The organism is Streptomyces sp. NPDC022552 (assembly GCF_055561875.1).
Genome location: NZ_JBVHGJ010000006.1, coordinates 55,408 through 69,686 on the forward strand (window position 1 = coordinate 55,408; position 14,279 = coordinate 69,686).

Below are 14,279 nucleotides of genomic sequence, written 5' to 3' on the forward strand. Positions count from 1 at the left end.
CCTGTGCGTGCGGGTACCGCCGACCACACCGTCGTGACGAAGCGAGGACCGGTGCGCGGCACGGTCGCCGACGGGCTGCGGATCACCCTGGGCATTCCGTACGCCGCACCGCCGTTCGGCGCCGGGCGCTTCCAGGCGCCGAGGCCGGCGGAGACCTGGGTCGAGGTACGGGAGTGCACTCGCTTCGGCCCCGTCGCCCCGCAGTCGGCGGAGCTGCCCGGCTCCCCGGCCTGGCAGCCGGACGACGAAGACGTCCTCACGCTCAACGTCTGGGCCCCGGTGGAGACTTCGGAGCCGCTGCCCGTCCTCTTCTGGATCCACGGCGGCGCCTACACCTTCGGCTCCTCCGCCCAGCCCGACTACGACGGATCCGCCCTGGCCCGCGCCGGCACCGTCGTGGTGACCTGCAACTACCGAATCGGTTTCGAGGGCTTCGGGCACGTGCCCGGCTTCCCCGACAACCGGGGACTGCTCGACCAGATCGCCGCACTGGAGTGGGTACGCGACAACATCGCGGCCTTCGGCGGCGACCCGGAGAACGTCACCGTGGCCGGACAGTCCGCGGGCGGCGGCTCGATCGCCTGTCTGATGAGCAGTGCACGGGCCGGCGGACTGTTCCGCCGTGCCATCGCCCACAGCGTTCCCGACGCGTTCTTCCCGCCGGAGTTCGCCGAGCGCCTGGCCCGAGAGGTGGCCGAGGCCGCCGGTGTCACCCCCACCGCCCAGGGCCTTGTCTCCACCACGCCGCAGGATCTCGTCGACGCCTCCGACCGGGTGGTGGCGCGGTACGCCGGCGACGCCGCCTCCGGTTTCCTCCACTACGACACCGTCCTCTACGGCCCCGTCCTCGACGGCGTCCTGCTGACCCGGGACCCGGTCGAGGCCCCGACCGCCGACGGCACGGCACACCCCGTCGACCTCCTCGTCTGCCACACCACCGAGGAGTACTGGCTGATGCACCACGTCGGCAGCATGCCGACGGTCACCACCGACGACGGACTCGCCCGGTTCGCCGCCGACTACGGTCTTTCCCCGGCCCTGGTCGCCGCGTACCGCGCCCTCATGCCCGACGCACCGGTACTCGACGTCTTCCTGGCCCTCGCGGGCGACGCGGTCTTCACCGTGCCCACCGTCCGTCTCGCCGAGGCCCATGCCCGAGCCGGCGGCCGCACGTTCCTGTCCCGCTTCGACCGGCGCCGCACCCGCCCCGACGGCAGCCCGGTACGCGCCTGGCACGCGGCCGACGTGCCCTTCGCCCTCGGGACCCTGGACGCCATGGGTGTCGACTTCCTGACCGGCGGCCCCGCCGACACCGACGACCGGGCCCTGTCCCGGCGGATGGTCCACGCCTGGGCGGCCTTCGCCGCCACCGGAGACCCGGGCTGGGCCCCGTTCACCGCCCCGCTCAGCGATGCCACCGCACCCACCGTCCACGTCTGGGACGTGCCGGGCGACCGCGCGGAGGGCGCGGCACCCGCGCACGCCCTCTGGAACGGCGTACGGATGGCCCCACCGTCGCTTCGGTAGGGGACACGGGATAATCAGCGGGCGCGGGACGGAACACCGCGCGGACGACAGAAGCACGCGACAGGCCGACCGCCCCCGCGGGGGAACGGCAGGACAGGGAGAACCCGATGGACGTCCAGCACTTCGAGCGGATCACCGCGTTCATCGAGGACCGTCTCCGGCCGCTGTTCGACCCGGAGAACGGCAGCGACCACGGATTCGGGATGGACGACACCTCCCGCGCGCTGCGCGCCCTCCTCGGCACCGTGAAGGCGGCCGCTGCCGTCAAGGGCCTCGCCGAGCAGCGGGCGGCGGCCGACCCGGCGCTCCGTCACATCATCGACCAGGCGCTGGAGCACAACTGGGACGTCCTGCGCGGTGTCGCCCGCAACTGGGAGGACCACCCCGACTTCGTCCGCGACTTCAAGCGTCACGCCTGGGAGCTCGACGAGACGCCGGCCGCCACCGCCTGACACCGGATCATGAACGCGGAGACATGGGCGGCGCTCCCGGTCGAGACGCGCCGGGCCGTCGACGCCCACATCCGTCTCGACCGCTGCATCATGGCGGTCAAGGAGGTCCGTGACGCCCTCCCCGAGGAGTCCCGGCCGGGTCTGGACGAGACGCTCGACATGGTGAACGAGCGCTACCGCGAGCTCGGCGTGCGCCGGGAACCGGGGCCCACGGAACCGCTCGACCCGGCGGCTCTCGCCGAACGGGCCGCACAGCTCCCGGGCCGCCCCGCGGCCGTCGAGGCGCTGTGGGACGGCGACACCTTCGGCTGGATGGTGGACCTCGTCCTCGTCACCGACGAGCCGGAGGGCGAGCACCTGTTGGCCGTGATCCGGCACGGCGGCGACATCCGGCTCTTCGACGGCACGGTTCCGCCGTGGCCCGAGGCCCAGGAGGCCCGGCGCGCAGGTCACGACCTCGCCGAGCGGCTCGGCGTCCCCTTCCACTTCGCGAGCCCCGACCGGCCGGACGACGAGGCACCCCGGTGGAGGGACCTCCGGGGCGGCGCGCCTTCCTGACGGCTGCTCAGCTGCCGACAGGGCCGTGACACGCCGTCCGCTCTGCCCCGGTCGGGTGAGTGCGCGGCTCACCCGACAGGCGCGGACCCGGATCGGGTACATATCGCGGCATTGCCGTCCCCAGCGTCGGAGGATGCTGCCCCATGTCTGTCAGGAACGTCCGCACCGGCCCGCGCGTGGTGACCGCCGCGCTCTGCGCGACACTCGCGGTCATCGGCTACATGAAGGTGTCGGCGGAAGAACCCGCTCCGAACCCCGCAACCGGCGCGCGCGCCGCGGCCAAGAACGCCGGCCCGGGCGCCGCGCCCCGCTCGCCCGAGGCAGCCGTGTCCCCAGGGACACCCGCGTCCCCGGGAAGTTCTGGTGTTGCCGGTGCTCCGGGTGCCGTCGTCCCCGAGCCGAAGGCACCCGTGGGCCCGCCCGGTGTAGGTCCGACGACCCTGACGCAGATCCCGGACGGTACGAGGCAGGCGTTCGTCGTGACGGGCGGGTCCCTGGACACCAGCAAGTCCACGGCCGTGCTCTACGAACGGGACGCCGCCGGGCGATGGCAGCGTAGGGGCGGGCCCTGGCCCGCGCACAACGCCCTGCGCGGCTGGACGAACGACCACTGGGCCGGCGATCTGCGCACCCCCATCGGCGTGTTCCGGCTCGGCGACGCGGGCGGCCGGCTGCCCGACCCCGGCTCGAAGCTGCCGTACGACCAGGACGAGCAGTTCGTCTCCCCGGGCACCGGATTCCTCGGCGAACCCCTGGAGGGTTCGTTCGACTACGTCGTCGCCATCGACTACAACCGCGTCTCCGGAACGACTCCCCTGAACAAGGAGCGGCCGCTCGGGGAGGACCGGGGCGGAGGCGTATGGATCCACGTCGACCACGGTGGCCCCACCCAGGCCTGCATCTCCCTGACCGCCGACGTGATGCGCGACCTCCTGCGCGCCCTGGACCCCGCCAAGGAACCGGTCATCGTCATGGGACCGGCCGCCGAGATCGGGCGGTGATCCCCGCAGAGTCTCCGGCGGACGCGCGCACGGCCCCCTGACGGGCGCTGACGGCTCTGCCGGCCCGCCTGTCAGCGCACGGGCCGCAGGCTGTCAGGGCGCCCGGGCATCGTCGTGGTCATCTGGAACGACGACACCCGATCAGGAGAAACCATGAGCGCCGACAGCACCCGGAAGTCCCAGGCCGAGCTGGCCGAGTTCGTCGCCCGGGCGGCCACGAAGCACGGCATCCCCGGTGTCAGCGTGGGCGTCTGGGCGGACGGCCGCGAGACCTTCGCCGGTCATGGCGTGACCAGCATCGACAACCCGCTCCCGGTCGACGAGGACACCCTCGGTGGCCGGATGTTCGGCCGGGTGCCCACCGCCTCCGTCTGACGGCCCGACCGGGCGGGCGGCGAGCGCGCCGCCGTCCTGCTCCTGGAGCGTGCCCCGGACACCGACGCTGTCTTCGTGGCCTCGGACCCGATGTCCCAGGGCGTCGACGCCCTCGACCGCGCGGGCCGCGGGTCCCCGAGGACGTCGCCGTCGGCGGTCGTCCTGCCCACGGCACTGGTGCGCCGCGAGTCGAGCTGAGCGTCCGACCTGCGAGACAGATGACCGGAATCCGCTGCTCCTACCGGGGGTAGCGGATCAATTTCCGTCACGCAAAGGCTATTTCACGCCACATAGCGATCAGAATCGTCACTCTCCGGAGATCGCCGGTAACTTCATGCCGTCGCCGCCACACCAGGGGCACACGGCCCCGACGGGACTAGCGGCGACGAAGGACATCTCTTCACTTGACGACAGCGACCGACAGCTTCAAGGTCCAGCCGTACACGCAGCACTGCCAAGTGATCCACACCGAAGGCGCCCACGCGGTCATCGGCATCTCCCCGGGCAACGGCTACTTCTCCGCCCAGCGGGTGGCCGACCTCGCCGCCTGGGGACTCCGCAACTTCGAGCAGGTCGACCTCATCTACACCGACCTGCACGTCGACGACATGTACGAGGCCCTCGGCTACCCGCCGGACGAGGCCCGCCGCAAGACGGTCAAGAACCTCCGCGGCGTACGCGCCAAGGTCAACAACGCCGTCGCCGCCACCGACCCCGGCGGCGAACGGCTCCGAGGACGCCCCATGTCGGCGCTCCTCGACATCCCCGCCTACCGGCATCTGCGCAAACACCTGGACGATCTGCTCGCCACCGACGCCGAGTTCCTCGCCACGTGCGACAAGCTCGTCTCGGCCTTCCTCTCCTCCAAGGTCCTCGAAGGACAGGCACCCACCGCCCGCCAGCGCGAGGTCTGTCTCCAGTACATCTGCGCCGAGGCACCGCTCTTCCTGGACACCCCCGCGATCCTCGGTGTCCCCTCCTCGCTCAACTGCTACCACCAGCTCCTGCCGATGGCCGAACTCCTCTACTCACGGGGCTCCGGACTGCGCGCCTCCCGCAACCAGGGCCACGCCATCGTCACCGCGATCCCCGGAGACCACGATGACCACTGACACGCTGATCGACTTCCCGTTCTCCGCCCGCGGCGACCGTCTGCCGCCGGAGATCGAGTCCCTGCGCGCCGAGCCGGTCAAGCGGGTCCGTACGATCGCCGGCGACGAGGCCTGGCTGGTGTCCTCCTACGCACTGTGCAAGCAGGTCCTCGAAGACCCGAGGTTCTCGCTCAAGGACACCTCCGCCCCCGGAGTGCCCCGGCAGTACGCGCTGACCATCCCGCCCGAGGTGGTCAACAACATGGGGAACATCACCGGCGCGGGGCTCCGCAAGGCCGTTCTCAAGGCCATCAACCCCAAGACCGACGGCCTCACCGACTGGATGCGCCGCCACGCCTCCGAGCTCGTCGACGAACTCCTCTCGTACGGACCGCCCGTGGACCTCCGCGGTCGGTTCGCCAACCCGTACGCGGAACACCTGCACTGCCGGATCCTCGGCATACCCGAGTCCGACGCACCGCGCCTCGCCGCCAGCCTGGACATCGCGTTCATGAACTCGGCCTGCCCCGTCACCGGCGCCCGGCTCAACTGGGACCGCGACATCGCCTACATGGTCGAGCGCCTGGACGATCCGGCGACCACAGGCCTCATGGCCGAACTCGCCGCCCTGCGCGGCAATCCCGACTACGCCCATCTGACCGACGAGATGCTCGCCACGGTCGGCGTCACCTTCTTCGGCGCGGGCGTGATCTCCACCATGGGCTTCCTCACCATGGCGATCTTCTCCCTGCTCCAGAACCCCGACGTCTGGGAGCGGCTCCGCAAGGAGCCGGAACGGATCCCCGCCGCCGTGGACGAGCTGCTCCGGGTCAACCTGTCCATCGCCGACGGGCTTCCGCGCCTCGCCCTCGAAGACGTCACGCTCGGAGACGTCGACGTACGCAAGGGGGAACTCCTCCTCGTCCTCGTGGAGGCCGCCAACACCGATCCGGCGGTCTTCCCCGACCCGCACACCGTGGACATCGACCGGCCGAACGCCGGCACCCACCTCTCCTTCGGCGGCGGCGGTCACTACTGCCCGGCCACCGCGCTCGGAAAGCGGCACACGGAGATCGCCCTGGAGGTCCTGCTCGACCGGATGCCCGACCTGCACCTCGCCGTGCCGCTCGACCAACTCGTGTGGCGCACCCGCTTCATGAAGCGCATCCCCGAACGCCTGCCGGTCGCCTGGTGACCCCCATGTGACCCGCTCCGTACGACGCACGTACGCCGACCGCCGTCGCCCCCGGCCACCCGCCGGGGGCGACTTCGTGTCGTTGGACCCGTCCGGCCGGGCCCGCCGCGCGCGAGGCGTCAGCGGCGCGGCCGCATGTCACCGCCGTACACGGTCCGGTAGTCGGGCACGACGACACGGCTCGCCGGCGACTCCCGATCGACCTGGCCGATCAGCCCGGACAGGTCCATCGTCGGGTCGGGGACCACGGGCTCGCGCAGCGGCGTCTCGAAGTTGTCCCAGTGGACCGGGACGACCACCGGCGGGTACCCCAGGGTGCGCAGCAGCCGGGGGACGTAACGGTGGGTCGCCGAGCTGGAGGGGACCGCGACCATCGCCACGTCGGGACGCAGCCCCTCGGCCGCCCGTTCGGCGAAGTCGCTGGCGCCCATGAGGAACAGGGCGGGCCCGCCGGAGCCGACCGTGACCTGGAAGGCGAGCGTGTCGCCCTCGGGCAGGTCGGAGATGGTCGCGGGGGCGACGGCGGGCGGCGCCGTGAGCGTGCCCGGCGCGAAGTAGGAGTGCTTCTTGTTGCGGCTGTGCAGGCTCGCCACCACTTCCACCGTGAGGCCGCCGCCGAAGTCGAGCACCTCGCCGCCCTTGACCACGGAGATCTGGAGCGGATCCACACCGAAGGCCACCAGCAGATGGAAGGTCGTCTCGGTTCCCACGACCCGGGCGCCGGTCGTCTTCGCGAGGTAGGGGACGTCGGAGATGTGGTCCCAGTGGGAGTGGCTCACGAGGATCAGCTCCGGACGCCCGGCGTACTCCCGTACGAGCGTGGGATCGGTCTCCGCGATCCGCGTTGCCGGGTTGAAGACCCCGTCGAAGAGGCCGGTCCTGAAGCGGGTGAGATACGGGTCGAAGAGCACCGTCCGCCCGCCGGCGTCGATCCGCCAGCCGGAGGTGCCCAGCCACCGCAGCGACGTCGAGCCGGGCGCGAAGGTCTCGGTGGATGCCTGAGCGGCGGTGGTGGCGGGGGTCGCGGACGGGGTGCGGGCGTGCGCCACGGCCGGCAGCAGCGGTAAGGCCGTGCCTATGGCGGCACCCCGGAGGACGGTCCGCCGGGCGTAGGTGTGCGTGTCGTCGTTCATGCCGTCAGAAGATCAGCCGACCCGCTCGCCTGTCCAACACCGGATCGCCGTGGCGTCCCCGGGCGGATGACGCTGAAGTCTACGACCTGCGGCGGGGCTTGCCGGGCTTGCTGCCGCGCTTGACGCTCTTCGCACCCTTGGCGCCCTTGAGCCCCTTCGCGCCACCGGAGCCGCTCCGAGGACTCTTGTCCGCAGGCCTGCCGCTCTTCTCCGGACGCTTGGCCTTGGCCTTGGGCTGAGGCGGAGTCGCGCCACGGCCCCGGGTGCTGTTGACGGTCCGCCCGCGGACGATCCCGATGAACTCCTCCACCAGGTCCGGAGTCGTCTCGGCCTGCGGCCAGGACAGCGCCACCCGCGACTCGGGCGTGTCCGAGAGGGGCCGGTAGGTGAGGTCCTTGCGGTGGTGCAGCCGCGCGAGCGACTGCGGGACCGCGAGCAGCCCCACGCCCGCCGCGACGAGCTCGATCGCGTCCGCCGTCGTCTCCGGGCGCTCCATCGCCGGCAGGCCCGGCGGGCGCTCCCAGTCGAGGGTGTCGTCGAGCGGGTGCAGCACGATCTCATCGGCCAGATCCTCGGGCGACACCTCCTCGACCGCCGCCGCCACATGGTCCTTCGGAACCACGACCACGGTCGTCTCGGTGTACAGGGGGATCGCGCTGAGATCCGTACGGTCGACGGGCAGGCGCACGAGGCCCGCGTCCGCGCCGCCGGTCCGCAGCAGCTCGTCCGCTTCGGCGGCCGGCACCTGGACGAGGGTCAGCGGGACGTCCGGCAGGCGCTCGTTCCAGACCCGCACCCACTTCGTGGGCGTCACTCCCGGTACGTACGCGAGCCGGAACGAGGAGGGTTCTTCCTGGCCAGTCACCCCGCCAGGTTACCGGTCGTGGTCAGAGGTAGCTCACACGCTCGATACCCTTGACACCATGACGTCGCACCAGACCGCCCAGACGATGAAGCCCGCGACCGCGGCGAAGAAGCTGGGTGTGTACCTCGAGGCCACCCCCGCCGAGTTCCAGGAGGGTGTCGTCTCGCGCACCGAGCTGAACACCCTGCAGACCGATCCGCCCGAGTGGCTCCGTGAACTCCGGCGCAACGGCCCCCACCCGCGTCCGGTGATCGCGGCGAAGCTCGGCATCTCCATCTCCGGGCTCGCCCGTGGCGGTATCACCGAGGCCCTCACCACCGAGCAGATCGAGGCGGTGAAGGCGGAAGACCCCGAGTGGCTCCAGAAGGAGCGCGCCACGCAGGCCGAGGTCCGCAAGGAAGCGGTCCGTATCAAGGAGAAGCAGGCCGAGAAGGCGGCGAAGGCCGACCGCTCGGACTCCTGACACCCCCGCGCCGAGCGAGCCGGAAGGCACCCGCCGTCCCTCACCCGGCCAGGACCGGCACCAGCTCGGGACGCTTCGCCGTGCGGCCCTCCCCCGAGGAGCGGCCGCGCAGGCGCCTTCCGATCCACGGGCCGAGGAAGCCCGCGACCCACCGCGCCTCGTCGAGCGCCCTCCGCGCGCCGGACGGCGCAGGCCCCGGGCGCGCGGGCAGCGGGCGGGTCCAGGCGTCGTCGCTGCCGGGAAGGCCGAGCGCGTCGGCCACCGCCGCGGCGATCCGCTCATGCCCGAGCGGACTGGCGTGCAGACGGTCCGGGCTCCACAGCCGGGAGTCCGTCACCACCGGATGCTCGAAGGTCTCGGCGACCGCCACGCCGTGCCGCGCCGCCGCCTCACGGATGCGCTCGTTGAGCGCGAGGACGCGCGAGCCCAGCGGCCGGGCGAGCGGGATGATCCGCCCGGTGTCCGGGAACGTCACCGTCGCCACCCGCGCGCCCTGGGCGGTGAGCCGGGCGAACATCGCCTCCAGATGACCGGCCACCTCGTCCGCGTCGAACCGGGGCCTGAGCAGGTCGTTCATCCCTGCGACCACGGTGGCCACATCCGGCCGCAGCGCGAGCGCGGGGCCGAGTTGCTCGGCGTACACCTGACCCGCGAGACGGCCCCGTACGGCCAGGTTGGCGTAGGACAGTCCGGGGCTGGTCGCCGCCATCAGTTCTGCGAGCCGATCGGCGCAGCCGCGCAGGCCGGTGATGTCGTCGCCGTCCCCAAGGCCTTCGGTCTGACTGTCGCCCAGGGCGACATAGCGCGTGTACGGGCCGGTGTGCATGGGCCTCTTGCTCCTCCGTGCGGCGGCGTGCCCCGAGCGGCATGCCTCGACGGTATTCAACACCGTACCTATTCAATTCCGCGACTAAGTTCGAACGGGCCTCCTTGTGCGACACCAGGCGTCCGGGTCCGCTGTCAGTGGCGGCTGCCACGATCTTCGGATGACCGACCGTACAGCGGCGATCGCCGCCTACTGGGATGCTGCCGCCGCGACCTTCGACGACGAACCGGATCACGGACTGCGCGCCGACCGCACCCGCGCCGCCTGGGCCCGGCGCCTGGACACATGGATCCCGCCCGCGCCGTCCGACATCCTCGACGTCGGATGCGGGACCGGTTCGCTCGCCCTGCTCCTCGCCGCGGCAGGACATCGGGTGACGGGCGTCGACCTGGCGCCGGCGATGGTGGAACGGGCCCACGAGAAGCTCGCCTCCGCCGGCCTCGAAGGCCGCTTCCTGCCCGGTGACGCGATGGCGCCGCCGACCGGCGATGAGCGCTTCGACGTCGCGCTGTCCCGGCATCTTCTGTGGACCCTGCCCGACCCCGGGGCCGCGCTGCGCGCATGGGTGAGCCGTCTGCGGCCGGGCGGGCGGCTCGTCCTCGTCGAGGGGCGCTGGCGGGAGTCGGGCCGGAGCGGTGAGCCGTACGTCGCCGGGGCCGGCACGCTGCCGTGGAACGGCGGCATCGGCGCCGAGGATCTGGCTGCGGCCGTCCGCCCGCTCGTCGCCCGCCTCCGCGTGGAACCCCTCGACGGAGACGCGGACGGCGATCTGTGGGGGAAGTCAGTGGACGACGAGCGGTATGCGCTGATCGCCGAGGTGTGATCCTTCAGCGGTCGCGCACCACGCGGTAGCGGTGGAAGGGGCCCTCCTCGATGGGCAGTTCAGGACGCCACGTCCTGAGGGCCTGGGCGGACGGCGTGAACAGGGGCTGGGGAAGGTCGTCGAGTGCGGTCCACTCCCAGCTCCTGATCTTGTCCGGCTCCGCGACGGCCGGGGTGCCGCTGAAGGCCCGTACCACCGCCACCGCCGTCAACCGGGTGAGCTCCGTCGAGGTCAACGAGTCCAGCAGGATCCCGATGATCTCCACGTCCGTCACGCCGGCCACGAGCGTGGTCTCCTCGGCGAGTTCACGGACGGCCGCCGCCTCGATGGACTCGCCCGGATCGACCTTCCCGCCGGGCAGCTCCCACGCGCCGCCGGGATGCAGACCGAGCAGCACCCGACCGTCCTCGTCGGTCACCACGACACCGACACCGAGCGAGGCCTGGGCGGTCGGCGGCTGGGCGTTGCGATGAGGCGTGGGCGTGGACGGCGGCTGGTCGGCGGGGCGCATGTCGACTCCTCGTACGGACGCGCGGGGCATGGTGTCGCCTGCCAGCCAACACCATGCCCGTCTAAGCGCCTTGGTGGCCGCCCCGGAGCCGGCGGAGCGCGAGCAGTCCGCCGACCCCGGGGATGAAGGCCAGCCGGCGGGCGCCCGACGCGGCGGCGCCGGGGGAGGGCCAGGCCGCCGCGATGGTGACGAGATAGACGGTGCCGTGCAGCGGTCCGACCAGGGAGGAGATCGCGGGCGTGTGCGTGGTGAGCAGGTTGGCCAGGAGGAGCACCAGGGAGGCGGCCTCCGCGGCGGCCGCGACACGAAGGACGCGCACCTCTTTCACGCCCCCGTGGTCGAGCCGGGCCGGACGATCATGAGGACCACGACGACCGCCCACAGGACGTTGAAGATGCCCGTGAGCATCGCCAGCCGGGCGGCCGTCGCGCGCGCGGATCCGTCGTCGGCGCTCCCCGCGGCGTCGGCCCCGTCCAGCATGCGCCGCTGGCCGGGGAGGATCGCGAGGATCAGGACGGCCGCGGCGATCGCGGTCAGCACCAGCGAGGTGAGCAGCCAGACGTCGGTGAGGACCCCGAGCTGGATCGCCGTGGCCAGCCCGAAGACCGGAACGGCGATGCCCGCGACGGCGTAACCCCGGCAGATCCGGTGCAGCAGCGCGGCGACCGAGGAGGTCTGCCGCGCGTAGCGGGGGAACAGTGAGGCGGCCACGGTGATCGGTCCGACCACCAGAATCGCCGCGAGTACGTGTATGGACAGCAGCAGCTTGGTCACTGCGAGCCCCTCCAGCCGATGAGCTATATGTTGGCTGCCAATAGATAGCATGTCTACCTCTCCATTGAGTAGGCTGCCTACCTATGAGGGCGGATGCGGTGCGAGGGCACCTCGACGGACTGCTGCTGGCCGTACTGGAGCCGGGGCCGCTGCACGGGTACGCGATCATCGCGGCGGTTCAGCAGCGCAGCGGGGGCGTGCTCGACCTGCGCACGGGCACGATCTATCCGGCGCTCAACCGACTCGAGCGCATCGGCCTGCTGAGCAGCAGCTGGGACGCGGTCGGCGAACGCCGCCGGCGCTGCTACGAACTCACCGACGCGGGGCGCGGCGCCCTCGCGGGGGAGCGGGCGGCCTGGCGCGAGTTCACGGCGGCGATCGGCTCCGTCCTCAACCCGGCCGTCCCGCCCAGGCCCGCGACATGAGGGCTCACACGGACGCGACCGACTCCACGGACCCGACCGACACGACGGACCCGACCGACTCCACGGACCCGATCGACGCCTACGTCGCGGAGCTGCGGAGCGCCCTGCACGGGCCGCCCCGTACCACGGCGCGCCTCGTCGAGGAGGTGCGCGGCGGACTGGCCGACACCACGGAGGCGTACATCCGTGAAGGAACGCCCTACGAGGACGCGGTTCGCGCGGCCGTACGGGAGTTCGGCACGCCCGCCGAGCTCGCACCCGCCCTCCAGGGCGAACTGACGATCGCCCAGGCCCGCCACACCGCCCGTTCCGTCGTCCTCGCCGCCCCGCTGCTCCTCGCCTGCTGGTACACCCTCGTCACCACGGGGACCGGACAGGACGGGCTACTGCCGCGTACGGCCCAGCTGTTGGCCGTCGTCGCGGGCGTCGCCGCCCTGCTCGCAGCGACCGCCCTGGCGGCCACGGGCACCCTCGCTCGCCGCCTGCCCACGCCGCACCGACTCCCGCTCCTGGTCGCCTGGACGGGCACGACGGCCACGGTGTCCATGGCGCTGGCCGCCCTCTCGCTGGCCGTCGCCGCCTTCATGACCGCCCAATGGCCCCTGATCGTCCTGGCGTGCACGCTCGCCGCGGCCTCCCACGCCCTGACCGCCTCCTCGGCCCGCGCCTGCCGCCGCTGCGCCCGGCTGCCCGCCTGACCGACCGGGCCTCAGGCCCCGGTGGACAGGCCGTCACTCACCCGTACCTCCAGCGGTGCGCGGAACGAGAGAAGGTCCAGGACGGGCGGAGGCGGCGCGCCCGGGGTGAGGTGGAGTCCGGGTAGACGGACGGCCGCCGCCCTGAGTGCGACCGCGGCCTCCGTGCGTGCCAGCGACGCGCCCGGGCAGCGGTGCCGGCCCGCCCCGAAGGACAGATGGTGGCGGACGTTGGCGCGGGAGGGGAGCAGCCGGTCCGGGGCGTCGAAGACCTCCGTGTCGGAGCCGCTGCCCATGAGCATCAGCAGCAACTCGGCGCCGGCTGGGAGCCGTACGCCACCCAGCTCCACCGGTCCCGCCGTCACCCGGCGCCAGGTCGTCACCGGCGGCTCGCGGCGCAGTACCTCCTCGACCCACGCCTCGGCGAGGCCCTCCTCGTGCGCCACGCGCCGCCACAGGCCGGGTTCGGCGAGCGCGCTGCGCAGAACCGTGGCGATGAGCTGGCCGGTCGTGGACTGCCCGGCGATGAACACGAAGAAGCACGCCCCGACCGCCGTCTGCACGTCCACCGTCTCGCCGTCCGGCAGACGGTGACGGGAGAGCGCCCCGACGAAGCTGTCCGGCGGGGCCGCCCGGTCGGTGACGACCGATGTCAGCCACTGGTGGAACTCACCGACGAGCACGGCGAGTTCGAGCTGCCGCTCCGGCGTCGGCCGCCCGTAGAAGAGCTCCAGCGAGGCATCGCTCCAGCGCACGAGAGTCAGCGGGTCGAGACCGTCGATCCCCAGGAGCTCCATCATCACCCGGCAGGGCAGGGTGTGCGCGAACGCGCCGAAGAGGTCGCTGCCACCCCGCGCGTCGAGCTCCGCCCGTACGGTGTCCAGCAGTTCGCCGGCGACCCGCTCGATGACCGGCACCGCTGCCGCGACCCGCCGGGCGTTGAAGAACCGCGTGACCACGCGGCGCAGCCCGGCGTGGCTCTCGGTCGCGTTGTTGGCCAGGGCGGGCCGCAGACGGAACCCCGCGCGGGCGAGCAGCCGGAGGGCGGGAACGGTCAGTGGGGTGACCGCGTGCTGGGCGTTGTCCGGCCGGAACGCCTCCGGATCGAGCAGTACCCGGCGGATGTCCTCGTACCGGCTGACCAGCCACAGCCCGGTGGCGGCATCGTGATGGACCGCGGCCTCGGTCCGCAGCGCGTCCAGCCAGGGGTAGGGGTCGGAGACGAAGTCCTCGCCGAACAGGTCGAGCAGGGGGATCCGGTCGATCGGAGCGATCGAATCGGGCAGCGAGCTCGGCGAGAGGGCGGTGCCGGTCGCCCCACCGTACGGGCAGGGGCCGGCCGGACCCGTCGGGGAGGCGGGCCCGGGCCCGCGGAGGGCGGAAGTCACGCTCGCGGACGCTAGCACGCGGCCGTACGCCTACCGGCCGGTCTGTGCGACGGATCACGCGGGGATCCGCGCAGGCCAGAGGCAGTGTTACGGCAGAGGGCGCCGCCCCCGCGCACCGCGGGGCCGACGCCCTGATCCGTCATGTCCGGAGACTCACCCCGCCTGTCCCGACCCGGC

At 72.5% G+C, this 14,279-nt stretch carries 18 protein-coding genes and 1 pseudogene; 12 read left to right on the plus strand and 7 right to left on the minus strand.

All coding sequences use genetic code 11. The features are described 5' to 3' along the window. Nucleotides 1-3 precede the first annotated feature (3 nt). The 8 genes and pseudogenes from ACZ3OF_RS17940 (at nt 4) to ACZ3OF_RS17975 (ending at nt 6,199) form a co-directional block, all read left to right on the plus strand. Nucleotides 4-1,527: a carboxylesterase/lipase family protein gene (locus ACZ3OF_RS17940; RefSeq protein WP_467305483.1), complete on the plus strand. Its 1,524-nt coding sequence runs from the start codon at nt 4-6 to the stop codon at nt 1,525-1,527. Nucleotides 1,528-1,634: 107 nt separating this feature from the next. Continuing rightward, nucleotides 1,635-1,979, plus strand: a complete 345-nt coding sequence (locus ACZ3OF_RS17945; protein WP_361445744.1) for a hypothetical protein — start codon at nt 1,635-1,637, stop codon at nt 1,977-1,979. A gap of 9 nt (nt 1,980-1,988) precedes the next feature. Beyond that, on the plus strand, nt 1,989-2,537 hold the full coding sequence (locus ACZ3OF_RS17950; RefSeq protein WP_361675709.1) for a hypothetical protein: 549 nt from the start codon (nt 1,989-1,991) through the stop codon (nt 2,535-2,537). Nucleotides 2,538-2,680: 143 nt separating this feature from the next. Further along, nucleotides 2,681-3,538 carry a hypothetical protein gene (locus tag ACZ3OF_RS17955; RefSeq protein ID WP_467305487.1) on the plus strand — a complete coding sequence of 286 codons (858 nt, stop codon included), beginning with the start codon at nt 2,681-2,683 and terminating at the stop codon, nt 3,536-3,538. Between the two features lie 153 nt (nt 3,539-3,691). Then, the gene (locus ACZ3OF_RS17960; protein ID WP_361675703.1) at nt 3,692-3,913 is read left to right on the plus strand and encodes a serine hydrolase; all 222 of its coding nucleotides are present in this window, start codon (nt 3,692-3,694) and stop codon (nt 3,911-3,913) included. Between the two features lie 9 nt (nt 3,914-3,922). After that, nucleotides 3,923-4,071, plus strand: a pseudogene (locus ACZ3OF_RS17965) (substrate-binding domain-containing protein); the annotation flags it as partial. 246 nt (nt 4,072-4,317) lie between these two features. Further along, nucleotides 4,318-5,025, plus strand: a complete 708-nt coding sequence (locus ACZ3OF_RS17970; RefSeq protein WP_361675700.1) for a cyclodityrosine synthase — start codon at nt 4,318-4,320, stop codon at nt 5,023-5,025. Further along, entirely contained in the window at nt 5,015-6,199 is a 1,185-nt protein-coding gene (locus ACZ3OF_RS17975) for a cytochrome P450 (protein ID WP_361675697.1), read from the plus strand. Before ACZ3OF_RS17970 ends, ACZ3OF_RS17975 begins: the two co-directional genes overlap by 11 nt. A gap of 119 nt (nt 6,200-6,318) precedes the next feature. Here ACZ3OF_RS17975 and ACZ3OF_RS17980 read toward each other — a convergent pair whose 3' ends face one another. Beyond that, a complete protein-coding gene (locus ACZ3OF_RS17980; RefSeq protein ID WP_361675694.1) occupies nt 6,319-7,332 on the minus strand; it encodes an MBL fold metallo-hydrolase in 1,014 nt (337 codons plus the stop codon). Nucleotides 7,333-7,411: 79 nt separating this feature from the next. Further along, a complete protein-coding gene (locus ACZ3OF_RS17985) occupies nt 7,412-8,197 on the minus strand; it encodes a LysR family transcriptional regulator substrate-binding protein (RefSeq protein WP_361675692.1) in 786 nt (261 codons plus the stop codon). 58 nt (nt 8,198-8,255) lie between these two features. Here ACZ3OF_RS17985 and ACZ3OF_RS17990 point away from each other — a divergent pair, with 58 nt between their 5' ends. After that, nucleotides 8,256-8,660: a DUF5997 family protein gene (locus ACZ3OF_RS17990; RefSeq protein WP_361675689.1), complete on the plus strand. Its 405-nt coding sequence runs from the start codon at nt 8,256-8,258 to the stop codon at nt 8,658-8,660. A 40-nt stretch (nt 8,661-8,700) separates the two neighbouring features. On the opposite strand, the gene ACZ3OF_RS17995 is transcribed toward ACZ3OF_RS17990, so the two are convergent. Continuing rightward, nucleotides 8,701-9,486 (minus strand): SGNH/GDSL hydrolase family protein, encoded by a 786-nt coding sequence (locus ACZ3OF_RS17995; protein WP_467305492.1) that lies wholly within the window; start codon nt 9,484-9,486, stop codon nt 8,701-8,703. Nucleotides 9,487-9,646: 160 nt separating this feature from the next. Between ACZ3OF_RS17995 and ACZ3OF_RS18000 the strand changes: the two genes are divergently transcribed. Continuing rightward, the gene (locus ACZ3OF_RS18000) at nt 9,647-10,309 is read left to right on the plus strand and encodes a class I SAM-dependent methyltransferase (RefSeq protein WP_361675683.1); all 663 of its coding nucleotides are present in this window, start codon (nt 9,647-9,649) and stop codon (nt 10,307-10,309) included. Nucleotides 10,310-10,313: 4 nt separating this feature from the next. On the opposite strand, the gene ACZ3OF_RS18005 is transcribed toward ACZ3OF_RS18000, so the two are convergent. From ACZ3OF_RS18005 to ACZ3OF_RS18015, 3 genes are all read right to left on the minus strand, one after another. Continuing rightward, the gene (locus ACZ3OF_RS18005; protein WP_467305495.1) at nt 10,314-10,820 is read right to left on the minus strand and encodes a nucleotide triphosphate diphosphatase NUDT15; all 507 of its coding nucleotides are present in this window, start codon (nt 10,818-10,820) and stop codon (nt 10,314-10,316) included. Between the two features lie 61 nt (nt 10,821-10,881). Further along, nucleotides 10,882-11,139, minus strand: coding sequence for a DUF3817 domain-containing protein (locus ACZ3OF_RS18010; protein WP_361675678.1), 258 nt, complete (start codon nt 11,137-11,139; stop codon nt 10,882-10,884). A 5-nt stretch (nt 11,140-11,144) separates the two neighbouring features. Further along, nucleotides 11,145-11,594 carry a DUF2269 family protein gene (locus ACZ3OF_RS18015; protein WP_361675675.1) on the minus strand — a complete coding sequence of 150 codons (450 nt, stop codon included), beginning with the start codon at nt 11,592-11,594 and terminating at the stop codon, nt 11,145-11,147. Between the two features lie 83 nt (nt 11,595-11,677). On the opposite strand from ACZ3OF_RS18015, the gene ACZ3OF_RS18020 reads away from it, so the two are divergent. Further along, nucleotides 11,678-12,019, plus strand: coding sequence for a PadR family transcriptional regulator (locus ACZ3OF_RS18020; RefSeq protein WP_361675672.1), 342 nt, complete (start codon nt 11,678-11,680; stop codon nt 12,017-12,019). After that, entirely contained in the window at nt 12,016-12,717 is a 702-nt protein-coding gene (locus tag ACZ3OF_RS18025; protein WP_467305498.1) for a permease prefix domain 1-containing protein, read from the plus strand. Before ACZ3OF_RS18020 ends, ACZ3OF_RS18025 begins: the two co-directional genes overlap by 4 nt. An 11-nt stretch (nt 12,718-12,728) precedes the next feature. On the opposite strand, the gene ACZ3OF_RS18030 is transcribed toward ACZ3OF_RS18025, so the two are convergent. Next, nucleotides 12,729-14,102 carry a cytochrome P450 gene (locus ACZ3OF_RS18030; RefSeq protein WP_467305500.1) on the minus strand — a complete coding sequence of 458 codons (1,374 nt, stop codon included), beginning with the start codon at nt 14,100-14,102 and terminating at the stop codon, nt 12,729-12,731. Nucleotides 14,103-14,279 lie beyond the last annotated feature (177 nt).